This window comes from Peribacillus sp. TH14, from assembly GCF_016651145.1.
In the GTDB taxonomy this organism is placed as follows: Bacteria; Bacillota; Bacilli; order Bacillales; family DSM-1321; genus Peribacillus; species Peribacillus butanolivorans.
Window position 1 is genome coordinate 1,365,387 of record NZ_JAEKEK010000001.1, and the last position, 24,916, is coordinate 1,390,302.

At 31.8% G+C, this 24,916-nt stretch carries 9 protein-coding genes; all 9 read right to left on the bottom strand.

Annotated features, from left to right (window positions below):
* Positions 1-15: 15 nt before the first annotated feature.
* Positions 16-7,707, bottom strand: coding sequence for a non-ribosomal peptide synthetase (locus JFU50_RS06820; protein ID WP_201222213.1), 7,692 nt, complete (start codon positions 7,705-7,707; stop codon positions 16-18).
* A gap of 81 nt (positions 7,708-7,788) precedes the next feature.
* Positions 7,789-12,510 (bottom strand): non-ribosomal peptide synthetase, encoded by a 4,722-nt coding sequence (locus JFU50_RS06825; RefSeq protein ID WP_201222215.1) that lies wholly within the window; start codon positions 12,508-12,510, stop codon positions 7,789-7,791.
* A gap of 26 nt (positions 12,511-12,536) precedes the next feature.
* Positions 12,537-12,803, bottom strand: coding sequence for a phosphopantetheine-binding protein (locus JFU50_RS06830; protein ID WP_190270362.1), 267 nt, complete (start codon positions 12,801-12,803; stop codon positions 12,537-12,539).
* Positions 12,804-12,814: 11 nt separating this feature from the next.
* Entirely contained in the window at positions 12,815-20,353 is a 7,539-nt protein-coding gene (locus tag JFU50_RS06835) for a non-ribosomal peptide synthetase (RefSeq protein WP_242489123.1), read from the bottom strand.
* An 18-nt stretch (positions 20,354-20,371) separates the two neighbouring features.
* The gene (locus tag JFU50_RS06840) at positions 20,372-21,031 is read right to left on the bottom strand and encodes a hypothetical protein (RefSeq protein ID WP_201182930.1); all 660 of its coding nucleotides are present in this window, start codon (positions 21,029-21,031) and stop codon (positions 20,372-20,374) included.
* Between the two features lie 14 nt (positions 21,032-21,045).
* Positions 21,046-21,735 (bottom strand): 4'-phosphopantetheinyl transferase family protein, encoded by a 690-nt coding sequence (locus JFU50_RS06845; RefSeq protein ID WP_201182939.1) that lies wholly within the window; start codon positions 21,733-21,735, stop codon positions 21,046-21,048.
* Between the two features lie 481 nt (positions 21,736-22,216).
* The gene (locus tag JFU50_RS06850; RefSeq protein ID WP_201222219.1) at positions 22,217-22,504 is read right to left on the bottom strand and encodes a transposase; all 288 of its coding nucleotides are present in this window, start codon (positions 22,502-22,504) and stop codon (positions 22,217-22,219) included.
* Positions 22,505-22,597: 93 nt separating this feature from the next.
* Positions 22,598-24,190, bottom strand: a complete 1,593-nt coding sequence (locus tag JFU50_RS06855; protein WP_201222221.1) for a hypothetical protein — start codon at positions 24,188-24,190, stop codon at positions 22,598-22,600.
* Entirely contained in the window at positions 24,165-24,881 is a 717-nt protein-coding gene (locus JFU50_RS06860) for an ABC transporter ATP-binding protein (RefSeq protein ID WP_201182945.1), read from the bottom strand. The genes JFU50_RS06855 and JFU50_RS06860 overlap by 26 nt, the downstream gene beginning before the upstream one ends.
* Positions 24,882-24,916 lie beyond the last annotated feature (35 nt).

Below are 24,916 nucleotides of genomic sequence, written 5' to 3' on the forward strand. Positions count from 1 at the left end.
CCATCAATTTACTTATCATAGTGCCCCAACTTTCAAGTTATTTATTAATTTACCAATAGATAAAGTATCATCTTCTGTTAGATTTAAGAATATCCTTTGCATCGTATCCATAAAACGTAAGATCTCATTTTCATCAAACATACTGTCTTTATAAATAATTTTATAATGGAGCTTTGACTGCACTAAAGCGGCAGAAAACGTAAGATCGAAATTAGTCGATTCATTTCCAACAGAATTTTCAATCATTATTCGCGAATCCTCTGCTAGTTCTGTGCTCGGGTAATTTTCGAACACAAATATATGTTGAAATAAATCTTTATCCCATGGAATTTCAGCATATCGCTTAATATCCGTTAGTGAACTAAACTCATACTCTCTCATTTGTAATTGCTTATTTTGAATAGCGGTAAAATAAGATTGTAACTCATCTTCCCAATCGATTTTCAAAGAAAATGGAAGTGTGTTGATTAATAAACCTACAGCTGATTCGATATGTGGAATGCTGAGGTTCCTTCCTGAGCTTGTCACACCATAGCATACTGACTTGCTTTCGCTAAGGTAGGATAGGACGATGCCCCAAACTCCTTGAACCACTGTATTAATTGTTTTCCTGTGTCGCTTGGATATATCTATTAGTTTTTCAGTAAGATCCTCAGATAAGCTATATTCAATAACCTTATCGGATGTAAAAGATTGTTTATTTTTTTTCGTACTTGCTAGTGCTTTTACTTGTCCGAAATCCTCCAACTCTTTATTCCAGAAAGCTGCTTCATCTTTTTTATTAACATTCTGAACATGATTCATGACTTGTTTATAAGCAAGCTTATGCTCTTCACCGTCTTTTGACATACTGGATGCATTTAGATAATTATCCATGAAATGATTAATAACAATTTGCAGACTCCAGCCATCTATTAGGGCATGATGATGTGTCCAAATGAATTTATAGCGATGACTCGATAGTTGAATTAATGTTATATTCATGAGTGGACCATTCTCTAACTCAATTTGTCTACCCCTGCATTGCACTAACAGATTATCTATTTTCTCTTCTAACTCGTCGCCATTAAACATCGTTAGATTCACATGATTAAACACATAATAAATGTCATTGAGTATAATTTGATAGCGGTCTCCCATTTGATTTCGCCTAAAAACTGACCTTAGAACGTCATATTTTCTACAGGTATCATTCCAAGCTTCTTCTAATTTATCCAGGTCAAGATCCCCTTTTAAATCAATAGATAGCTGTGAAATATATTCAGAACTTTGATTCACTTCACTATGGAATAACATCCCTTCTTGAAGTGATGTCACTGGGTAAATCTCTTCAATATTATTAAACTTATTAATAAAATGGGTGATCGTACTTCCATCAATTATTTTCTCGGATTCGAAATCCGTTTCAACAATGGAATCATTTAAATCTACACTTCCGCTTAAAACTTTGTTTATTTGCGATTCAACTTCTTTACATATTATTTGGAAATTCTCATTTTTTCTATCCCCAATAATATTCAGAATGAGTCTATTGTTTACGATGCTTGCGACGAAATTCAGTTTATATGGAAACTTGTAGTTTAAATCAATATTGCTACTATTGGTTTGTTCCATATCACCTGTGTTGTTAAACTGACCTAGATAGTTATAACTCACAAGGCTATCTGGATAGCTATAATTCTTATTAGAAATATACTTTAGGATACCAAAGTCAAACCCTTTGTTTGGCACACTTCTTAATGTGTTTTTTGTATTTCTCAACGTTGACCCCAAAGACGATTTTCCTTCAATCCTTACTGGATAGATAGAGGTGAACCATCCTACCGTCCTTGATAGATCAATACCATCCTCAATATCCTCTCTTCCATGGCCTTCTAAATCGAGCCAAAATTCATGGATTCCTATTCGATTGGAAAACACATGAGCGATAACAGATAATAAAACTTCATCAATCGACGTTTTATATTTTCTTAATATATTTTTAATGAGGTTTTGTGTTTTGGCCTCATCCACTTCTATTTTATACATGCCTTCAAAATCACACGTTTCTCCTAAACTTTTCGTCTGCGGAGAAACGGTCTTATTCATTTCCTTCTCCCAATATTGGACGGCTTCTTCTGATCGTTCAGTATTCTGATATTCGTTAAGTTTCTCGGACCATTGTTTATAAGAAGTCGTTTTTAAAGGCAGTGATAGTTCTTGTTCATACTTTATCTGTTGACAACATCTTTCGAAATTTTCAAGAAGTATCCTCCACGAAACACCATCAACTACGAGGTGATGGATTACCCAAAAAATCCTTACTTCTCTTTGATCCTTAAAAAGAAGAAACTTCATCATAGGTCCATTGTGAATGTTTAAACTTTGTTGGGCACTTTCTTCTAGTTCTTTAATTTCCTTCAAACTATTTTCATCTTTAAAACTTGAAACATGATACTCATAAAAACCACATGCCGTATCTACATTCCGAATATTGCCTATATATGAATCACCTTGTTTTTCAAATAATGTCCTTAAAACATCGTGATGATCAATTAATTTCATAATGATTTTTTTATATTGTTCAGTTGACATTGTATTATCCTTCATTAAAACGACAGACTGATTCCAATGATGAATATTCTCATGATTTTCATTAAAAAACCAAGATTGAATAGGCGTTAACGGGACATAACCTGATATTGTTTCTTGAACCACTTGGCTTTGCTCCTGCTCATTTACAATACTCGCTAACTCTCGTACCGTTTGATATTCAAATAAATCTTTAGGTGTTATAAATAAATGTTTCTCATTTGCAGCAGAACATATTTGAATACTGATGATTGAATCACCACCACATTCAAAAAAGTTATCATCTGGACCTATTAATGGATCGTTTAAAACATTTCTCCAAATTGTCAAAAGCTCTGTTTCAGTTTTAGACAATCCTTTCACATCTAGCATGTTTTCCTTACGTTCATCCATTTGTTCCGTCCATTTAGGAAGTGCTTTTTGATCTACTTTTCCATTCGGCGTCAAAGGAAACGTATCTAGTTTCATAAAATGAGAGGGAATCATGAAAGTAGGCAGAGTCTCTCTTAATTTTTTTCTGATTATTTCTACCGAAACTTCATTATTCACCGTATAGTAAGCAATTAGCCTTTTATTCTCAAATCTATCTTCCATTACCGTTACAAAACTATCTTTTATTTCTTCTATTTTTCGTAATGAAACATTAACCTCTGATAGTTCAACACGATATCCTCTTATTTTCACTTGATCGTCTGCTCTACCTATATAAACTAATTCTCCAGCTTTATTAAACTTAACTAAATCCCCAGTTCTATATAATTTTTCTGTAGGGTTGAATGGATTGGGTACAAACTTTTCATTGGTCAGACTCTCATTGTTCAAATATCCTCGTGCTAACCCAAGTCCTCCCACGTAAAGTTCACCCACAGATCCTACCGGTACTATTTTTTTATGTTTATCTAATACAAGTACAACAGTGTTAGTCAGAGGCTTTCCAATTGAAACAACGAATTCATTTGTTACATCTTCATTCGGAGGAAATATTTTATAACTTGTACACACCGAATATTCTGTAGGCCCATAACCATTAAAAAACGATATATGTTTAAACTTTGAAACGAGTTCAACTGGACATTCAGAACCTGCAGACCCTAACACTTTAATACTACTCAATTCAGTGATTGGGAGTTCCTTCAACACAGCAGGTGGTAAAATAATATGCGAAATCTCTTCGTCCTTTATTTGTTCAACAAGTTTATTCATGTCAAATTGGTTTTCTTTATCTACACTTATATGTAGTTCAGCACCAAATAAAAGTGAACTAAAAATCTCAATAACGGATGCATCAAAATTAAACGTAGCGAATTGCAACACTTTAGCTGAAGTATCTAAACACATCATTTTATTTTGATTAAAAACTAAGTTAATAATTCCTCTATGTTCTATCATTACTCCCTTTGGTCTACCTGTTGTTCCGGAAGTATAAATGACATATGCTAGATCTTTATGATTAGCAATGTGAAGATTTTCTTCCATTAACGTATTCGATTCTTTCTCAATATCTTCAAAGTATATTGTTTTAGATTGATCGATTAATCCGTTCTCTTCAAGTTCTTTGTGAGTCAAACAATATGAAATGGACGAATCATGAACCATGTAGCTTAATCTATCGTTTGGATAATGAGGATCCAATGGAACATAAGCAGCTCCAGCTTTAATTACTGCCAACATCCCGACTACCATATCAATCGATCGATTCACATATATTCCAATCTTCTCTTCTTTAGAAATTCCTTTGCTTAGTAAATAGTGTGAAAGTCGATTACTCTTTTGATTTAATTCCCGATATGTAATGGTTCTCGAACCATCAACAATGGCCATTTTATCAGGAAATTGTTCAACAATTTTATAGAAAGCTTCTGGAATGGAATCATTGATCCCCTCAAAACAAATAGTTTCTCCTTGCCAATCCTCTAACAATATCTTCTCTTGTTTCTTACTCACAACAGATACTAGATCAATTGATTGTTCAGGCTGATTTGTAATTGTTTTGATCCACTCTAAAAAATTTTCACCTAATAATCGAATGGTTTGTTCATTGAAAATCTCTGAATTATACTCAAAAGCGAATAATAGTTTATCTTCAAATTCTTCCACAGCTAAACTTAAATCAAATTTTGCTACCTTTGATTTTATAACTTCAGGCGTTATGTTTATGTATTCACTTTGAAATGCTGCTTTAGCATTGTTTTGTAAAATAAAGACCGTTTGAAATAATGAGGTGTTCGCCAAATTTCTTTCAGGATTAATAACTTCAACAATTTTTTCTAATGTCATTTGTTGATGATCATAGATGTCAACGATATGATCCGTATTTCTATGTAGAATCTCTTCAAATGTTTCCTCAGATTCTATCTTTAATCTAAAGGGTAGTGTATTGACAAAATAGCCTATTGATTTCTCTGTTCCAGAAATCATTCTATTCGCTAAAGAACTTCCAACAATGACATCATTTTGTCCTGTATATTTTGCTAGAAAAGACTGATACATAGTTAGTAGAGTCATATATAGTGTTGAATTTTTTTCAAGTGACATCCGCTTTAGGCTTTGGAGCTCTTCCCTTGTTAGCTCCACTATGAAACTACTGCCATTATTGCGATTTTCTTTTTTTCGAATCGTATCTAAAGGAAGCTCTAATTTAGGTAAATCGCCTGATAAATTTCTTTTCCAAAATAGCATTTCTTCTTTAAAATTACGTTCCAACCAGCTTTTTTGTTCTACGGCAAAATCCTTATATTGTATAAAATCGTTTCCAAGGATAAGTTCTTTTTTATTCACTTCACTGTCATAAAACGATAACCATTCATCTAAAAATATACTCACTGACCATCCATCAAAAACAAAATGATGAAGATTAACAAATAGTACAAACTCTTTTTCACTCAATTTAACAAGTTTTATCGTCAAGAGAGGACCTTTTTCTATTCCAAAAATTTCCGATTGTATGTCGTCTTCTATTTGCAAAACATGAGTTGTTTGCTGTTCTGCTTTTAACTCAGTGAGGTCTATTTCACCTATTTTAACGTACAAATCTTCTCTTATTTCTTGATAGCCTATACCATCTTTTTCACGAACGATAGTTCTTAAAATTTCATGTCTATTAATGACATGATTAACGGCTTTTTCTAGAAGTGTAATGTCCACTTTCCCAGTAATTTTATATTTCTGAGGTATATTATAATTAGTCGTTTTACCATTTAGTTTTTCGTTAAACCACAAAGCTTCTTGGTTACTAGATAGAACATAATTTTGTGGTTGCGTTTCTTTGTGTTCACTTGCAGTATCTGAAATTTTATTAATGATGAAGTCAGACAACGATTGGACCGTTGAATTTTGAAAAATATTTTTTAAAGTTAGAATTTGATTAAATTCTTTGTTTAATTTTGTTAATAACTTCATGGCTAATATCGAATGGCCGCCTATTTCAAAAAAATCGGCGTTTTTATCGATTTGACTTGTTGATAAAACTTCCAAAAAAGTCTTTTCTACAAATGATATAACTATTTCTTCAAATTGAGTTTCATCTTTAGTGGATATCATTATTTCTGGAAACATCTTATGACTTAGCAATTTCAAGGTAGGATTTTCAAACAAATCCTTTAATTTTATATTGGTATCAAGTTTTTTATTTATTTTTGACACCAATTTCATAGCTGTTATCGAATGCCCACCTAGCTGGAAGAAATCAGAATCCTCATTAATCTCTCTGTTCAAGAAAAACTCTTGCCAGATTTCTTTAAGATCTTCATTAACAGTTGAGGTAGAGACAGAACGGTTTCGTATAGCTTTAAAGTCATTACTGACATTATTTTTTGTTTTTGGAAAATCAACTTCCACAGAAATTTCATTGATGTTTTGAGCCTTTGTAATTTGATTAGCAATTTGCATAAAGGCTTCTTGAATATCATGTACAAGTGAAATTTCTAAAAAGCTTCGATTAAAATACAATTTACATTTTATTGTTTCTTTATTATCCTGGGCTTGTAATGATAAAGGAAAGCTGTGTGATTCTGTTCCACCTTGTACTTCCCAATTAATACTCGATCCTTCATCTTTAGCTTCTGGATAATTTTCATAAACAAATAAAGTCTCAAATAAAGGATCTTCCTTCTTTAATTTCGTATGATTTTTGATATCTACTAAAGAAATTTGGGAGAAATCTAACATGTTGTTTAATGTTTCTTGAAATTGTTTCAATAAATCAGCAATGCTATCTGTATCTTCTATTTTTGCTATCATAGGAATCGTATTAATGAGCAGTCCAACAATTTCTTCTGATTTGAATAAATTATTCGACCTACCAGAGCTCACAATCCCAAAAACTATTCGATTCTGATGAGACATTTCCTTTAGCACCATCGACCAAATTAATTGCAATAATACATTAATCGTTACATGGTTTTTAGCTGAAAAGTCTCTTAATAGTTTACTTTGTTCTTTATCTAACTCCCAAAAGAGACTATCTCCCTTCTGGTTTTCCTTCGCTTGTTTTATAACAGGAAATGTGATCGTTGGTTGTTCAATATCCTTTGCTAGCACTTTCCAAAAACGGTTTAACTCTTCCGTATTGGTTCTATTCATAAACCGAATAAAGTCGCCATATTGTTTTGGTTTTTCAATAAGCCCTTTTGTGTCTTTTCCTACTATTTGGCTGTAAATTTCAAAGAGTTCATTGAGGACAATACTTGTGCTCCAGCCATCTAAAATAATATGGTGATGAGTCCAAATCATTATAAATTGATTTTCTTCGATTTTTATCAACTGGAATTTCATCAAATTCGAGTTATTTACGTCCATATCACGGGATTCATTGGATATCCTCTGTATTTCCTTTAATTGTTCCTGTTCATTTAGCAATGTCATGTCGAATATTTCTGGTTGATAATCGATTGAATTGAATACAACCTGAACATTGTTTTCTATATTTTTAGAGATGACCTTCATTCTTAATGCTTCATGACGATCTACAACCTGATTCCATGCCTGGAATAATGCGTTTACATCTAGAGTGCCTGTTATTCTGATTTGCATTTGAGAAATGTACAGATTTTCTGTTTGTTTATTCATTTCAAGTTCATAGAGAATTCCTTCTTGAAGCGGAGTTAATGAGTAGATATTTTGTATTGATTTCTCCAATTTTGCGCCTCCCGATCCCATTATCATTGTGTTCCATCCATATCTACTTACTTCTTTCCTTCTAGGAAACTAGTAATCATCTCATTTATTAGAATTTAATATATGAAACAAGTCTTCCTCAGTAATCATGGCATCTGGAAAATCACTTTCTATTAACGAACTTTGTTTAGATTCAGTGCCCACGATTTCCATTACCACTTTATCAATAGCTTCTATTAATAGATCTATCTTATTCTTAGCTAATTTTGATATTATCTTTATGGTTAGTTTTCCGTCTTGAATCAAGGCCAGGAAATGTAGTTTCGGTTTATTTTCAAATTCACCAAAATCCTTGCTATTAGATGATTCAAATTGAGAGTCCAATTTTCCTAAATAATTAAAAGTAACATGGATATCTGGCTCCTGGATGACTCCGGGTCTTAAATACTTGATCACACCATAATCAAAACCTTTATTTGGAATTTCCCTTATTGCATTCTTTGTGTTTTTTAACGTATTATTAAATGTCGCATCTGAATGTAATAATATTGGATACATCGCAGTAAACCAGCCAACTGTTCGTGTAACATCTATTGTTTCGTCTACTATTTCCCTGCCATGGCCTTCCACTTCTATCCAAAAATTCTCTACTTCAAAAGATTTGTTCACACTCTTTGCGATTAATGACAACAAAACTTCTTCTACAGTTGCTTTAGATTGACTTGTTAATTCATGGATCAAAAACTCAGTTTCTTCTTCACTAAATGACTTCTCTATTGTTCTTTCTTCTTTTGCTATAAAGTCTTCTATTATCTTAAAATCAGCTATTTTATTTTTTATTTTTTGCTCCCAATAACGGATTGTTTTAGAATCCATTAACGTTTCATTGTATTTCTTTAAGAAGTTTGACCAATCTTTAAATGATGAAGTTTTAGTTGCCAGCTTTCCTGTTTGATTGTTTAATACTTGATCATGGAGATAATTAAAGTCTTCAAGTAAAATTCTCCAAGAAACAGCATCAACTAATAAATGATGGATTACCCAAAGGAAGCGATACTTGTTCGATTGTTCTTTCAAAACTAGCATTTTCATTATCGGTCCATTTCTTATGTCTAATGAACCTTGTATCGTCATTTCCCATTCATCTCTTGTTCTTATTCGTGTTTCCTCATCTAAATGATGAATATCCTTATAGACTAACTCCCATGTTTTATGATCAGAGTCTATATTCCCTAAATATTTATTGTTATGGTTTTCAAATAGGGTTAATAATCCATCATGATGTTCTACTATCTGAGATAGAATTTTTTCAATGTCCTCTATTTGAGCACAAATATTTTTACTAAACACAATAGACTGATTCCAATGATTGATAGAAGTCGTGTGTTCTGCAAAGAACCATTCTTGGATTGGGGTCAGTTCCACATTCCCTCTGGTATCAATAGGTTGAACCATGACTTTATTTTCAGTTCTCGCAATCGCAGCTAACTCAGCTACCGTTTGATTTTCAAAAATTGATTTCGGACTAATGATAATGCCTTCTTGTCTTGCTAGGGAGCATATTTGAATACTCTGAATAGAATCCCCACCAAGTTCAAAAAAGTTATCTCGGATACTTAAGACATCTATTCCTAAGACACTTTTGAAAATTTGAAGAAGAACTTTCTCATTATTCGTCTTAGGTACTTCTAAATCGGTACTACTTCTAGTGTCCGGAACCGGAAGAATAGCTGAATCAATTTTCCCATTTGCGTTTAACGGAAATTTGTCCACTTGTATAAAGAATGACGGGATCATGTAATTTGGTAATCTCTCTTTTAAAAATGCTTTTAACTGATTGGAATCGACTTGTTGTTTTGATGTGAAATAGGCAATTATTTGTTTATTTAAGTTTGGCTGATCTTGAATTTTAATGAATGAATCAATTACTTGCGGATACGTGTTGAGAGTGACCGAAATCTCATCAACTTCAACTCGAAATCCTCTTATTTTCACTTGATTATCCTTGCGCCCTAGAAAAATCAACTCGCCATTGCTCGTGAATTTTGCAAGGTCACCACTACGATATAAACGCGTTCCAACTTTAAAAGGGTGTTCAATAAACTTCTCTATTGTTAAATCATCATTATTAACATATCCAACTGCTAACCCTTCACCACCAATGTATATTTCACCAGTAGCACCTATTGGGACAAGCTTTTGCTCAGGACTTAATAAATAAACGTTAGTATTCAGTATTGGTTTACCTATCGATACTTTATTATTTTGAATCCTATTGTTTTCAAATGCCTTAAACATTTCGAATGTAGTCCATACAGAGTATTCTGTCGGGCCATACGCATTATAAAAGTTTATCTTTTGATATCGATTTAGCAAGTCTATTGGGCATTCTGACCCCGCTGAACCAACGAACGTCACATCAGAATCCTCTATATTTAGCTCTTGTAATACCGCCGGTGGTAATACAAGGTGCGTTAACTTTTCACTTATGATTTGATTTTCAAGTGCGAATAAATCAAACATTTCCTCTTTATTATTTCCGATATGCAACTCTGCACCATTTAATAAGCTTCCAAATATCTCGTATATAGAAGCATCAAAATTAAAGGTAGCAAATTGTAATACCTTTGATGTCTCATTAAGTTGTAAGTATTTGTTTTGACTTATTACTAAATTCACTACACCTCTATGAGATAACATGACCCCTTTCGGTTTTCCTGTAGTTCCAGAAGTATAAATAATGTAAGCTAAATCTGAAGGTGCAAGCAATTTAGAAAAGCTTTCTGTATCTATGTAATTTACGGATTCAAGTTTTATCACATTTGCTATCTTTTTAATCTCAGGTTCTTCTTCTTGATTCGTAATACATATATCTATTTTCGAATCATTAATGATATATTCTAATCTTTCAGTTGGCAGCATAGGATCAAGCGGTACGTATGCACATCCAGCTTTAATGATCCCCAACATACCGATTACCATATCAATAGATCTGTATACATGCAGACCTACCTTATTTGAACCATTTTTCATATGGTTTCTAACCAAGTTTGCAATCACATTTGATCTTTCATCTAATTCTAGATAGGTTATACTTTCTCCATTATCAGTAACGGCTAATTTGTTCGAATGGTTCTCTACGATCCTTTCAAAAATGGAGATGATTGTCTCATTTTGATATGTATCCGAAACTTCACCTTGCCACTCAGATAATAATTGATTCATTTGACTGTCATCTAAATAATCTAAATGACAAATAGGAATATTTGTATTTTGACAAATTTGGAATAACCATTTTTCGAAACTCTTCATGAGTCTTTCGATTGTTTCCCGGTGAAAAAGTTCATCAGAATACTCGAATTCAAGTACTAGCTTTTGAGAACCCTTTACTTTTATAGTAAGATCATAATTTGAAAAAGGAATGTCGAATTTATCTTTTTCAAGAGTGAAAAATGAATTGCTAAAGTTTCCATCGAAGCTTTCTTCCATTGCCAAAGCTGTTTGGAACAATGGAGAATAACTCAAGTCTCTGTCTGGATTAATGATCTCAACAACTTTTTCAAATGGAAAAGCTTGATGTTCTAATACATCCAGAATTAACTTACGATTTCTGGTTAAGATTGTGTGAAATGATTCTGTATCATCTACTGTTAACTTAAAAGGTAATGTATTAACAAAGCAGCCCACTGTACGAGCAAATTCTTCTTGGCCTCGGTTTGCGACGGTACTCCCGACAATGATTTGATTCTTCCCGGTATACTGACTTAAAAACACTTGATAGGCGGTCATCATAAAAGTATATAAAGTTATACCATTCTTCTTTAAAATCGTGTCTATCAATAAACGAAGTTCATCCGTTATATCCATTTCTAATCTGTCACCTGAATAAGAAGGTGATTTTGGGCGTTGAAAGTCAAATGGAAGTTCTAATACTTCTTCCTCTTGATTCAAATAACTTCCCCAAAACTTTCTTTGACTGGGCGTGCTCTCTTTGACCCACTCCTTATGCCAGGCAGCATAATCTAAATATTGCATTTCAATAGGGGGAATATCCTCAATCCGTCCTGTTTGAATCAATTCATAAATCCCCATTAACTCCTCGAAAAATGTCAAAAACGATACTCCATCAAAAATAATATGGTGAAAATTACATACTAAATAATATTTTTTTTCTTCAATTCGAAATAGCTTCATATTAAATAACGGATCATTTTCTAGATTAAAACATCTTTTCATTTCTTCATTAAGATGGGAGGCAACCCTTAAGTTAATCACTTCGGGGTCTACTTTTCGATAGTCTTCATATGCTATTACACTACGACAATCTTTCATAACGAACTGAAGAATTTGATGTTCTTCACCTTTAAAATTCGTCCGCAAAGTTTCATGGCGTTCAATCATAATATCTAGTGCCTGTTGTAAGGCGTCGATATCTACTACGCCATTTAAAATAAATTTAAATGGCATATTATAAAGCATTTTCTTTTCCTCGAGTCTATCAAACAGATACATTCGATCTTGATTATGCGAAAGTACTCCTTCACTTTCTCCTCGTTTGAAAGGTTTGTTTTCCTCGTCTTCTCTCATACTGAGAAGCATATCTATGAAACTCGCTAACTTTTCAATATTCGATTGACTTGAAATAATCTCAGGTGTTAACTGAATACCAAACTCTCTTTTTATTGAAGACAAAAACTCATGATGTTTTTCATTTGTTATTAACAATTCATTTATGTTTTCTAACAGTGTTATTTTAAGAGGATCGATAACATTTGAAATCATGTTTACTAGCTTCTCTTCTGTTCCACTAATTTTCCTGTTCATAGGAAATCACCCCAATTCTTTTCCATTCAACTTAACTTATTAATATCATCTAGTTGTTTGATGAGTACTGAAAGTTCCTTAATAGTCGATTGTTCGAACATCACTTTGATTGGTAATTTTACTCCCATGTTATTCTTCACCATTTGAATAAACTGCATTGCTAAAAGAGAGTTTCCTCCTAAATCAAAGAAGCTAGAATCTGTACTAAGGGTTTCTTGATCTAAAATTTCTTTCCAAAATCCAATAAGCTTTTCCTCAATTAACCTTTCCTTAACGACTATGGTAGTTTCCATATATCTTCGCCTCACTTAACTTTTATTTTTTCTAACATTTCATTGAGTAGTTGATTAAATACCGAAATGACTGATGACCTTAACTTCGGATTGACTACTGTCTCATTAAACTTAATTTGAACACTTGAACCAGGAGTAATGATAATGACGATTGGATAATGCGTTGTTTCCCTTCCTTCTTTCAAACTCACCTTGATTTCACTAGTACTAGGTAGTGTCATTGGGTAATTTTCGAAAGCATACAAAGAATCAAACAAGTGATCTTTAGCGTTCGCCCACTCATAAATATCTGATAATGGTGTATTTTCATAGGCACTTAATTCTAAAAACTCTTTTTGAACTTCTTTTAGTAGTTCCTTGTAAGACTTCTCTTGGGTGATTTTCTTAATAAACGGGACAGTATTGATAAATGGACCAACCATAATCTCAATATTTTCAACGGGGATATTTCTACCCGATGTCACTACTCCACAACACACATTATCTGTTCCTTTTACTTCCTTTAATGTAGCAAGCCAAATAGTTAGAAAGAGAGTATTAATGGTAATCTTATTTTCCTGACAGAATCGTTGAATGGAAGTACTCAATTCCTCATCTAATACTTTCAAGTAGCAATTCTCAATATATTCCTCGCTTACTAATGCTCCTGTTAAACTAGGCCCTGGAACTTGAACATCTTGCAGTTTCTCCGCCCAATACTCTTGTAGTTCTTTATGCTTCGTATAATCTTTCATATATTCAACATACTTTTTAAATGAGGTACTCACGGATGAAGAAGGTGTTTTTGAATGATAAGTATTAAAAATGTCATTAATCACCATCGAGTAGCTCCAACCGTCCATAATAATATGGTGGAATGTCCATATTAATTGGTACTCATTCTCCGCTAGCTTAACGATCATGAAGCTATTTAACCTATTGTTCTCGATATCTATGCTCTTGTATTGATCTGCTAACAACTTTTCCAGCATCACATGATGATCATTCATTTCTTCATATTGAACTTCGATATCTAGAGAACTCATTAATAGTTGATAAAATATTCCTTTTCTACTTGAATATAATTTGGTTTTTAAAATATCATGTTTCCCTACTATTGTTTTAATGGCATTCTTTAATTTTCGGACATCCAAACAACCTTTGATATCAAAAATGAGTTGTACTTTATACTGGCTGCTCTCACTATCAAGCAAACTATGATATAACATCCCTTTTTGTAGAGAAGTCAGATCATAAATATCAACAATTCGTGATTCGCTGATTAGGAGTTGGTTAAGTTCCTCTTCAGGCATTTTTACTAATGGAAAGTCTTCCGACAAATACGTTGATTCTTTCAATTTTGTCTCTGCTTCTAATGTTCGTAGCAATTCCAGCAAGTTTTTTTCTATATAATTCTCAAAATCTTCTCTTGCAAAATGTCTGTTGTAATTTATTTTTATAGTTTGCTCATCATTTACTACAAGTAATTCAATATCTACTTCATGTTCAGTATAGGAGTTATGTTGAATATCTTGTTCACTAAAAAAGATAACTTCCTTCGCAACTAATTGATTGCTTTGATGAAACCTACCTAAATTATTAAAACTAATAATTGGCTTATTTTGTTTCACATGTGTTTCACCACATAGTTCTGTTATAATTCCATATTCAATCCCTTTATTAGGCAAAGCTCTTAACTTTTGCTTTGTAACTTGAATCGTTTTTGACAATGATTCTGTATTTTCTAGATAAACCGGGCACATCGTCGTAAACCATCCTACTGTTCTAGACAAATCGACATCGTCGAATAATTCTTCGCGACCATGTCCCTCCAAAGTAAAATGAATATCTTTTTTATTGAAATAATTCCCGATTATCCTAGCAAACAGAGATAAATAGAGTTCATCAATAGATGCTTTATAAGCTCTTGTCATATGATTATAGATTTTGCTTGTGATCTCTTTATTTAGCTTCATTTCAAATGATCTTCCATCGTATACATTCTCTGTTTTAACTAATGGGCTTTCATACACTTCACTTTTTTCGTTTAGCCAGTACTCTTTAATACCTACAGGAATACTCTTTTTATATTCTTTTAGTTTGTTTGCCCATTCTTTAAATGATGTTGTTTTGTTATCCAGTTTTAGTTCTTGATTGTTGATATCTTGAATATATAATCGATCAAAGTCTTCGATTAAGATTCTCCAAGAAACCCCATCAACAATTAAATGATGAATAATCCAAATGATTGTATGCTCATCTTCGTCTGTTTTTATACAAACAATTTTCATCAGTGGCCCGTTTGAAATATTTATACCCTGCTGTGCAACGTTCTCGAGTTTAGAAATTTCTTGTTCTTGTAAGTCCTTATTCATGTTTGATAGATCTACGTATTTTGTACTCCACATTTCGTTGTGGTTCACATTCTTTTCAACTTTTGAAAATGCTTCTATACTATCAAACCTTGATCTCAGCCCATCGTGATGTTTAACGATATGTGTCATGATCTTTTGAAGCTTTTTCTCACTCATTAGCGGGTAGCCTTTTAACGTTACAGATTGATTCCAATGATTATAATTATCAATTTGTTGAGAGAAAAACCAACTTTGAATGGGTGTAAATGATGCCTTTCCAAAAACATCAGACTGGTTTATTGTTAAATCGCCCTTCAATTCCACAACCTTTGCCAGTTCTTCAATGCTTTGTTTTTCAAAGATGTCTTTTGAAGTAATAAAAAGATTTTCTTTCTTTGCAAGTGAACAAATTTGAATACTTAGGATGGAGTCTCCTCCACATTCAAAGAAGTTATCAAAGATAGTTATTTCCTGATTATTCAGCACTTCTTTCCATATATTTAACAATTTTTGTTCCGTGCCATTAATGACACTTTTTTTGTTAGTCTCTTCCTGATTAGTTCTTGGATCTGGCAAGCTCTTTATATCCACTTTTCCATTAACTGTTAGGGGAAAAGAATTCATTTTAATAAAGTAAGCAGGAATCATATAATGAGGAAGATGATTTTTCATATATACACGGATATGATCTTCTTCCAAGTCATTGTCTGAAATATAATACGCAATAATAAATTTCTTCAATTTAGATTCATCTTTTACTGTGATAAAACAATCCTTTATACCTGTACATTTTTTAAGAACAGCATTGATTTCACCTAGTTCTATTCGATATCCCCGTATTTTCACTTGGTCATCCACTCTACCTACAAATAGTAAATTCCCATCTTCTGTATACTTAACTAAATCCCCAGTTTTATATAGTTTCTTAGAGTGATTAAACGGATTTGGAATAAAACTTTCAAGGTTCTTCTCTGTATTATTTATATATCCTCTTGCAATACCTTTACCGCCAATATACAGTTCACCTATTTGCCCTTTAGGAGTAAGCTTCATTCCAGAATTAAATACGAATGCCTCTACATTTAAGATAGGCTTTCCAATGGGAATCACTGTATCGTCAATTGGAAGTATCTTATATGATGTTGAAACAACAGTACCTTCTGTTGGCCCATAATTATTATATAAATCAAAGCTCAAGCGATTAGGTATCGTTTTTAAACGATCTCCACCTGTCAAAACAGCTCTTATTGATTTTGGAAATTTCATTTCGTTAATAAATAATTGCTCAAGCAGCCCCGTTGAAAAAAATGCGAGTGAGACACTCTCTTTTTCTAACTTCTCTGAAAGGATTTCTACATCAAGTAAATCATAGTAATCTAGTATCACGAGTTTATTCCCATTTGTTAAATACGGGAATATCTCCCAAACAGAAGCATCAAAAGAAGTATTTGAAACAAGTGTTGCTGCGTCTTTTTCATAAACAGAATAATGATTAATATGCCAGTCACAGAGGTTTGCTAATCCACCATGCTCAATCATGACCCCTTTAGGTTTTCCTGTTGTTCCTGAAGTGTAGATGATATAGGCTAAATTATTTTTCGAAATTCGTATAGAATGGAACTCTTCTACTTCACTTTTTTGTTGCTTTAGTATTTCTTCGACCAATATTAGCTTACTTTCTTCGCCAGGATATTTTGAAATTCCCTCATCGTTACTCAAACAATACATGATTTGAGAATCCTCAATCATGTGTTTTAGTCGCGACTCTGGTTGTGATGGGTCCAAAGGTACATATCCCGCTCCAACCTTCATAATGGCTAAAATAGCCGTAACCATATTAATTGATCGATCCATAAAAATACCAATTTTATCTTCTATACCAACATGGTTTCGGAATAAGTGATGTGCAATCTGATTTGCACGAGCATTTAGCTCGCCAAATGTTATTTCGTCATCGCCATGAACAATGGCAATATCTTCGAAATTTGTTTTTACTTTATTCTCAAACCTAGTAATTACATCTTCAAAGTGATGATCATCCATTATTTCCAGATTTACTTTACTTGTACTCATTTCAATTATTGTTCGAAACTGTGCGGGCTCTAAATAAGACAAATCCCTTAGCTGCTTGTCATCCTGCGTTGTAATTTCTTGCAGCCAATGTTGAAAATTGTTAGCCATTCTTTGAATCGTAGTTTTATTAAATAATGATTTGTTAAATTCAAAAGAAATGACTAATGCATCATCAAATTCTTCTACTTGTACAACCAAATCAAATTTTGCTTTAAATGCATTAATTTTTTTAGGTTTTAATTTTAAAGTTTTATATGTTAACTTTTCTTTTTGGTTATTTTGTAGTACAAAAACAGTATCGAACAAAGGCGTTGAATCTATGGTCCTATCTAATGATAAATGTTTCAAAATTTTCTCTGTCGGTAAATTTTGGTGGTCAAAAACAGCTGTTATATTTTTTATATTTTTTCTCAAAATCTCTTCAAATGAATCTTCCAGAAAAACATTAATTTTAAAGGGCAAGGTGTTAACGAAATAACCTATTAATTGTTCCGTATCGACATTGTTTCTCTTCGCCAATGGGCTTCCTACAACAACTTCTTCTTCATCAAAATATACAGATAAAAAGGTTTGATATGCGGTTAGTAAACTCATAAACAAGGTTGATTTTGTTCTTTTGTGAAGATCTTCAAGATTTTTTTGAATATCTTTTGGTAATAAAAAGCTGATAATATCGGAAGTATTTTTACTATCATCTGTTTTTTGATAATCATATTGTAATAGGGACTTTTGACGCATTGTAGCTATTTCATTACTCCAGAACTCGTTGTCCTTGCTACTTATATAATTTGGTGAGGTTTTTTGCCATAAAGCATAATCTCCATATTGAATAGATCTGTTATCTAAATCATTCTTTTTTCCATTCTCGATTTCCTCATAAATAGCAAACCAGTCGTTGATCATTAATGGAATCGACCAACCATCAAAAATAATATGATGGATATTACATATCAATTGATATTCACATTCGTTTGTCTTCACTAATGTAACCGACAAGAGAGGACCATTTTCTATATCAAATTGTCGTTCCGTTTCTTCTTTCACCCATTGATTTATTTTTTCTTCCTTTTTGTCTAAAGGAATATTCGAAATATCAAAGTAGTTAATAAAATGATAAGTCGACTCATCAAAAGCTAAGATACCTTTTCCAGATTGTTCTTGAATCACACTTTTTAAAATATGATGTTTCCTGCTCATCTTATCTAACGATATTTCCAGATTTCCTTTATTCACTCCTCCTGATATTTCATAAGAAAAAACTATGTTATATAAGGATTTGTCTACATTTGTTTGGTGAATAAACCACAAGTTTTCTTGCTCATATGATAAAGGGTATGTTCTCGTATCATTTATTTTTATAGGTATATACTCTTGCTTTTCCTCTTCATTTTTCCGAGTTTCTATATCTTTGGATAATTTTGTAATCGTGTCGTTTTCCAACATCTCTGATGGAGCAAACTCGATATTAAATAGATTTTTTATATTGACAATTAATCTCATTATCGATAATGAGTTCATTCCACTTTCAAGTAGTGACTGATTGTTTCTTATAGCCTCATTACCTATAATACTTACAACCATTTCTCTTACTTTCTCACTTATTTTTTCATCTACTACCAGACTCTCAGTAGTAGAGGTAGTTTCACAATCTTTTTTACTATCTACTTTGGGTAATAATAATTTATCTAGTTTTCCATTTACAGTTAAAGGAATTTTTTCTATCTTGATAAAAAAACTTGGGATCATATAAGCTGGCAACGAGCTTCTTACACTTTCCCTCAAATAGTCAGCAGCTAATTCTTCATCCGCAACATAGTATAAAAATAAATGCATATCATCGTTAAATGCTGTATCCGATGTAACAACAGCATTTTTGATGTGTTTCACATTGTTGTACGCGCTCTCTATCTCTCCTAATTCAATTCTAAAACCTCTTAACTGGACCTGCTCATCATTCCTGGAAACATATTGAAGTTCATCATCATTTAAAACTTTCACTACATCCCCGGACTTATAGTAACGAACGTTATCAATATATGTAAATTTCTTCTCATTCATTATGATATTTTTATAGTAACCTAACGAAACACCTTTTCCTGAAATATACAACTCGCCTTCTTCATCTGAAGTTACTTCTTCTCCAAGTTGATTTATTACTTTAAACCCAAGGTGTGGCAAGACTTTTCCGATATTTGTAATCCCTTTTTCAACATCACTTTTTTCAATCTCTTTGTATGTTACATGAACGGTAGTTTCAGTTATTCCATACATATTTATTAGTTTTGGTAACTTACTATTTTCTAGTGAAAACCAATGGGTCAACTTTTTGAAGTTTAATGCTTCTCCACCAAAAATTATGTATTTTAAATTCAATTCATTTTGACGATTTATGATTTCTTCACTCACCTCGAAGAAAGCGCTTGGAGTACAATTAAAAATTGTCGTTTGTGTACGTACCATTAAATCAACAAATGATATTGGATTTCGGCTTTCTTCAAATGAAACCACTACAACTTCTCCGCCATAAATCCAAGCACCCCACATCTCCCATACAGAAAAATCAAATGCGTAGGAATGGAAAAATGTCCATTTATCTTTATTATTAAGGTCGAACAAATCCTCGCATCCTAAAAACAAGTTCATAACATTTTCATGTGACACACATACTCCTTTAGGATCACCTGTAGAGCCAGAGGTAAAAATAATATAGGCTGGATCCTTAGGGTCAACTAATGTGTTTGAATTATCACCTGTCATATCTTTTGATTTCTCTATCACTTCATCAATTGTTAAATAATCACAATCATTGTCGTTTATCTTACCTATGTCCCCTATTAATAACTTTAATTCTGAATTTTTTATAATATGTTTTACTCTTTTATTCGGACTTTTAGGGTCAATTGGTACATAGGTTACACCCAATTTAAGTAATGCTACTATTAAAAATAAAACATACTCGGATTTTTCAATATAAATCCCAACATTGTCTCCTTTTTTTATCCCTTTATTCTTTAAGTACATTGCCATTTTATTTGCTAAGATATTCGTTTCTTTATATGTAAAGTGCTTATCCTTATTTCTTATCGCAATATTATCCTCATGTCTTCTTACACTTTCTTCAAACAAATATACTAAAGAATTCATATTCACTGTTTTCCCCCATTATTTTAAATATGTGCCTGATGCGACCGTCAACATATGAAAAACTAAAGAAATTAAGGCTATGATAATCGTTATGATTAATGCATTTTTCCTTTTAATAAGTGCTAATTTTTCTAAGCTATAACTAAATACAATTAAACTAATAATATAAAACAGTTCAAACTCTGCCATGAATGTGTGAAGTAAAGAATTTTCATCATGCACTAGTAAAGCTAAACTAGTAAATGTTGTTTCTTTGCTCTTCACTAAGAGAGCGATGATTGCATTAACACCAGATCCAACTACAATGAATATCCCTGCATTTATAACAGCTTGACATATCCCTTTTATGTTTACAGGTCTTACCTTTAGAACTAAAAATAATAGACATACAATTAATATTTGAATAATAAATGTGACCAATAATCCTAAAGACCCCATTACAATTGTATTAATGACAAAATTCATAGCCCCTATCTCAGAAATGGACATGCCATTTAAAACACTCATCCCTTTTTGATCTGCAGAATATAATAAAAGTGTTGTTTCGATACCAGCAATTAAACTAAGCATTAATAGAGATATTATTAATTTGTAAACTTTCCCCTCTTTTTTAAAAAGAAATTGTGCTAGTTTGTTATTACTTTTACCTTGCGCATTTGATTCCATTTTTAATTCCATTGATATTTCCCCTATTAATTTATTTTTTTAGAATTTACTGGAAATGTAACGCTTCTTATTTCATCTTTCACGAGCTCAACAGTTGATTTGTATTGAGTAAAGTTTTCATAAAAAAGTGAAATACTATTATTTTTAATATCAAACTTCGAAATTTCATAGATTTGAAGTGGAGATGTTAATCCTGTTTTTAGTATTTTTGATAAACTTTCTTTTGCACTAAAGAAAATTTCTTTACTTAAAACACCATTGCTTTCCTTAATCAGCTTTTTCTCACATTCCGTTAAATATGTCTCTAAAAATTCAGAATCAGTTTTCGTTTTAGTTTCAATATCAATTCCCATTGGATGTAATTGATCAAAAATTAATATTCCGAAAGTTTTATCTGTATGTGTGATGGAAATCCCTAAATTAATTGACGGTAATAGGTTATTAACAATAACCGGTTGTCCAAAGACACCTTTCAACAGGGATATATTCTTTATTTCACTCAAACCGATATCTAGAAATTCCATAATTGCTAATTTTCCACAGTATAAACTTTTCTTTGCTTCTATGATTCTTTTGATTCCCTTTTGCAAATTTAAATATTTCCATTCTTGTTCGTTGAATATTTCATCAGCATATTCCAAATTAACTGAAGTTGATTCATAAAACTTGATGAAAGATTTGTAAATATTGCTTCTATTCATAAAATATTCAATCAATTACTATATTCCTCCTCTTCAACTGTTAGAATCACTGAAAAAGTCCTCACTTTTCATCCACTTTCTTACATAAAGGTTATACTTTTTATACAATAAATGGTTTTTATGGATGAATTGTTACCTATTATCATTATCGATAACACTTTATCACAACAATTTTACAGAGTCTATTAAAAATTTGTAAATTTTCTACAATAAATAGCAACTTTACCAATTTTTCGAACTTTTTTTCTCTAAAAGAGTATTTTCATAACATTTTTTGTGCGAATTTTGTGATTAAAAATTTCTTTTTCATAAGTTCGTTTAATAATTTATGGATAGTCAACAGATCAAAAAACATCAAAAATCAAATTGATTGCTTTCTTACTAAACAACAAAAAACCATATTTTATTTTTTTCCACTTTAATTTTGTGAAAAAAATAAAATATGGTTTTTCGTAATGTCGTATATATTCAATATCCGATCCTTTATGGTTAAGAATCATTTTGGTTGTTTCGTAAAAATATACATTGCCTTTTTTAAAATCTCGTTCTCTTCTTTTAGATCTTTGATTATTTTGTCCTTTTCTTCTGTCAATCTAAGCTCCGAAGAAACATTATTTGCGTCTTCAAAGCCCTGTTCGTTATTTTCTTTATAGGTATTGACCCAATTTCGTAAAGTTGGTACAGAAATATCAAGCTCATCAGCCAATTCTCTAGGCTTCCTGCCTTCTTCCAATACTAATCGAGCAGCGTAAATTTTAAAATCTTTATCATGGTGCTTCCCCATAAATAGACACTCCTTTTTTAAATTTATTTAGTGCTGCCAATTTTCTATATCTCCCTTTAACATAGTAAGAATATTTTTCTAATATAAAGATTTTTATAAAGCCACTTTCAACCTATTTATCAAAATAGAAATTGTTATTATTACGATCATTAATATTATCAGAGTCGCTAAGAGAGGTTGGACACTGAACCAAATCAAGCAAAAATGAATGGTCGCAATAATGATTAAAATTGGCAATCCATATAATAGACTTATTAATACATTTGGGTTTGATTTAATTGCCTCAGATGGATTCTCCCATTCTATACTTGGGTTTTTCATATCAAATATTGGTGTTAGAAGATTGTAGCAAACTACTAAACAAGAAATAATTATTAACATGACTACATTTTCTAATTTCCAATGACCAAACAGTGCAAAGAACAAAAAGCTAACTACTACGGCTATAATACTCATTATTGATGAAAATATTACTTTAGAAAAATACACATATCCTTTATTAAACGGTGCACTCTTCAATAAATAATGGTATTTCCCTTCTCTTGAATAAGGGGTTCCACTTATATTATTTATACAACACAAGAAAAGGACCGAATATGAAAAGTATTTATCAAAAACTCCTTCTTTTGTTATGTTTAAATAATTCGGAAGCACTTCATTCTGTATTAACAATAGCATTACAATTGAAAATATTGGCGGTAATAAAAGACCTAAAGCTACTTGCATTTTAAAATAAGCTTCAGACTTAATAATCCATATCTCTCTTTGTAAATAGTTATTCCATTGATTTTTAGTGATATGAACCCTTGAGTTTTTCAAGCTCGTTTTGTTATTTTCTAATAACCCATTTTTAAAATAATTCACAGAAATATTTTCTATAATAAAAGAAAATAATAAGAGACTAAGTATTACTATAGAAATATAAATTATAAAAAATTGAACAGTTATTTGATTTGAAGCAAAAGCATTGATGATCCACTTTATCACTGGAATCATGTTTGCGGTTTCATAAATGTGTTTTAGTATAAATTCTATCGAGTTTTTTAGCCCTTCAATAGAAGTTATATCAATTTCCGAAAAAACCTTTGACATTTTAATTGTTGATTTGCTAGCAAAATAAATAATTGAAATAATCGAAAGCAGTATAATGACAGCAATGTTCACCATTAAATATGCTACTTTATTTTTAAATTTATAATAATATCTATTTATACAAGATAGAATAAATAAAAGGAGCAATGCTATTAATCCATTGACAACTGGTATAAATAACAACAATTTAATCGCTTCCACAAACTTTAGATCGATTATCAAGAACCCTAAGGTCGGTACTTGGACTGCCATTGATAAGACGATAGGCACCCATAAGCTACTGATCACTTTTGCTGTTGAAATCTTCTTATATGAGAGTGGGAGAGGTGCTAGTACGTTAAATTCATAATAAGCAAAAACTTGTGAAGTAGATAAATAGCAAACCAATGCAAAGACGAGAACACTAGAAATTGTTAGATTGTAAAACATAAAAACTTGAGTGTTTCCAAGAAAATAAACAAAGGCGTTTACAACAGTTAATTGTAAAAACATATAAAAAACGGCTATTATTAATACAACCTGTAGCATTGTCTGCTTGGGCTTTTTATAGAAGGAGGAAACAATAAATCTAGTTAATTGAAGTTTTTCCTTCATATACTTGCGCCTCCATAAAGATAGATTCTAATGAACTTTCACCTATAATATTTTTTATCTCATCATGCAAGATGATTTTTCCCTCTTTTAAAATAGCCACTGTATTACAAACTTTCTCTGCTACATCTAACAAATGTGTTGAGAAAAATACTGTACCACCCTTTTCAACGTATTGTTTGATTAAACCCTTATAAACTAACACTGCGTTTGGATCTAATCCATTTAATGGTTCATCCATAATGATGATCGGTGGATTTATTGTAAAAGCTGCTATCAATGATACTTTATGCATCATTCCATAGGAATAGCTTCCCATTGGCTTATTAATGGACTCTTGCATACCAAACCGACTGATATATTCATCCAAACTTTCGTTGTCCTCATTATCATATAGGTTCATCAAAAAACGAATCCAGTCCAACCCCGAAACGTTTTTAAATACATTAATAGTATCAGGGATGAAGAAAAATTGTTTTTTATATTCTATGCCGTCTTCTTTGGTCAGCCCATTTATTTCAACCATTCCATTTTCATAATCTAATATGCCCGTAATAATATTTAATGTCGTTGTTTTCCCTGCACCATTTGCTCCTATAAAACCTAAAATTTCCCCTTTTTTTATTTGTAAATTTACACCGTTTAAAATTTTCTTGGTTGAGTAACTTTTTTCTAAATCTGTGATGCTTAACAATGTTATCATCCCCCCATCACTTCATGATTAACACA